The following is a 2592-nucleotide window of genomic DNA, read 5'->3' as shown; positions in this document are numbered from 1 at the left end:
TGTAAACCAGCCCAGAGGCTAAGCCTACGGCTCGCTTCGCGAACGTGATTGGCTTGCCAACTACAGGGCTACCGAAAGCTCGCTCTCTATATGTCAGCATGAGTGCGGGTGGTTTACTGAAGGCTATGGCAGAAGAAGAGCTACAAGAGCAAAGCGTCGGATCTTCCCACTCTCCTCCAGACGGTAGGGATCCCTCCCCTGAAGGACAAAGATCCGTTCACGCCGCTCGGACGGAGTCCTCGGCTTCTGAAGCACAAGCGGAATCGGTGCCCGATCCTATCAGCAGCGGGGGCGGGGAACTGTCTGCCATCCCGGTTGCCCCGCCGGGGTTTAAGTCGGGATTTGCAGCGCTGATCGGGCGGCCCAATGTGGGCAAGTCCACCCTACTCAACGCCCTGGTGGGACAAAAGATTGCCATCACCTCTCCCGTGGCCCAGACCACCCGCAACCGCCTGCAGGGGATCCTCTCCCTACCCCAAGCCCAGATCATCTGGGTGGATACCCCTGGCATCCACAAACCCCACCACCGCCTGGGGGAAATCTTGGTACACAACGCCCAGGCAGCCATTGCCGCTGTGGACGTGATCCTCTTCGTGGTGGATGGATCGGTGCCGGCAGGACGCGGGGATGCTTTTATTGCCGAGCGGATCCCTGCTGCTTCCCCCTGCCTGATCGTCTGCAACAAAGCGGATCTGCTTCCTCGGGATGCTGCCGTGCGCCAAGCTCACCAGGAGAGCTACCAAGCCCTGCGCCCCGGCGCTCCTGTCGTTTGGGTGTCTGCCTTGGATCCCAGCCGTTTGACGCCTCTGATCCAGGCCACCATCGATCTGCTGCCCACCGGCCCCTACTACTACCCGCCGGATCTGGTGACGGATCAGCCGGAGCGGTTCATCATGGCGGAGCTGATCCGAGAACAGGTGCTGCTGCAGACCCGCGAGGAAGTGCCCCATTCCGTGGCCGTGACCATCGACCAGGTGGAAGAAACCCCCAACGTCACCCGCATCTTGGCCACCCTCTATGTAGAGCGGGACTCCCAAAAGGGGATCCTCATCGGCAAAGGGGGGGAAAGGCTCAAGCGGATCGGCCAGGCAGCCCGCCTGCAGATTCAAAAGCTGATCCTGGGCAAGGTGTACCTGGAGCTGTTTGTCAAGGTGCGGCCCCACTGGCGGCGCTCTGAGCACCTTCTGCGCGACTTGGGCTATAGCGCTACGTCCCCCTAGCGGGAATAAGCCATTTGCGTCAGCAGGACGGAGTTCTTATGCCCCCCTCTCCCCTTGTGGGTAGGAGACTGGGGTATTTGCGCGAGCAGCACAGCGTGCTTGGGGGGAATGCTTCAAAAATGCCTTAAAAATGCCTTGGATCTGCTTGGAATAGATGCCGGATGGGATCCCTGCGTTAGCTTGGATAGCAAAGCCTCTGGAGTCCCACAGCAGTTTTTCTTATCGCTGCTTTGCCCCATGACCGCTTTCTATCCCGCTACTGTTCAACCGGGCGCCCGCACCCTGCCTGGCCACTACTATGTTTCTTCCAGCCGTTTTGAGGCGGAGATCGAGCGGATTTTTTATCGGCAGTGGTTCTGCGTGGGGCGCAGTGCCGATCTGGCCCAACCTGGAGACTTTTTGCAGGTGCAGGTGCTCAGAGAAAGCCTGATCCTGGTACGGGATCCCAAGGGGCAAGCCCATGCCTTCTTCAACCACTGTCGCCATCGAGGAACCCGACTCTGCAGCGAGCTCCAAGGCCATTTTGCCGATGGGATCCCTTGCCCCTACCACGCCTGGCGCTATGGGCTGGATGGGCAATTGTTGGCAGCTCCCCAGATGCACGAGGTGGAAGACTTTCGCCGTGAAGACTATCCCCTCCACTCCGCTGCCTTGGCAGAATGGGAAGGCTTCGTCTGGGTCAACCTCAGCCGCAATCCTCAGCCCTTCGATGAGGTTTTTGCCCCATTGCAAGGTCGTTTCCGAGAGTGGAACCTGTCCGCTCTGCGGCGAGGCCATCGTATTGAATACCACGTTCAAGCCAATTGGAAATTGCTGTTTGAAAACTACTCTGAGTGCTACCACTGCCCGCTCATTCACCCAGAATTGGCCCGCCTTTCGCCGGCTCGCAGTGGTCGCAACGACTTGATGGAAGGCCCCTTTTTGGGCGGCTACATGTTGCTCAATCCAGATGTGACCAGCCTAAACATGAGTGGCCAACGCAGCTTGCCCCTGATCTCCACCGTGCGAGGCGAGAGCCAACGGCGAGCCTACTACTACACCCTTATGCCCAATCTATTCTTGAGCCTGCAGCCGGACTATGTCATGACCCACACCCTGTGGCCCCAGGGATCCGACCGGACGCGGGTCGTCTGCGATTGGCTGTTTGAGCCGGAGACCCTGGCGCTGGATGGTTTTGATCCCAGCGAGGTGGTGGAATTGTGGGATCGCACCAATCGACAGGATTGGCACCTGTGCGAGCTCACCCAGCAAGGGGTGGGATCCCGTGCCTATGAAGCAGGGCCTCTTTCCCATGCAGAAGGGTTGCTGCAAGCCTTTGGGCGGGAATACCGCCGGCAGATGCAGGAGTTGGAAGAACAAAGCTGGTGACATG

The 2592-nt window shown here is 59.3% G+C and carries 2 protein-coding genes; both read left to right on the top strand.

From position 1 onward, the window contains the following. The first annotated feature begins 98 nt into the window (after positions 1-98). A complete protein-coding gene (gene era, locus NW856_RS11030; RefSeq protein WP_414400279.1) occupies positions 99-1220 on the top strand; it encodes a GTPase Era in 1122 nt (373 codons plus the stop codon). A gap of 237 nt (positions 1221-1457) precedes the next feature. Then, on the top strand, positions 1458-2588 hold the full coding sequence (locus NW856_RS11025; protein ID WP_414400277.1) for an aromatic ring-hydroxylating oxygenase subunit alpha: 1131 nt from the start codon (positions 1458-1460) through the stop codon (positions 2586-2588). The last annotated feature ends 4 nt before the right edge of the window (positions 2589-2592 follow it).

This window comes from Synechococcus sp. R3-13 (assembly GCF_047462195.1).
GTDB lineage: Bacteria > Cyanobacteriota > Cyanobacteriia > Thermostichales > Thermostichaceae > Thermostichus.
Note: the sequence above shows the minus strand (reverse complement) of the source record. Positions and strands in the feature narration are given on the sequence as shown.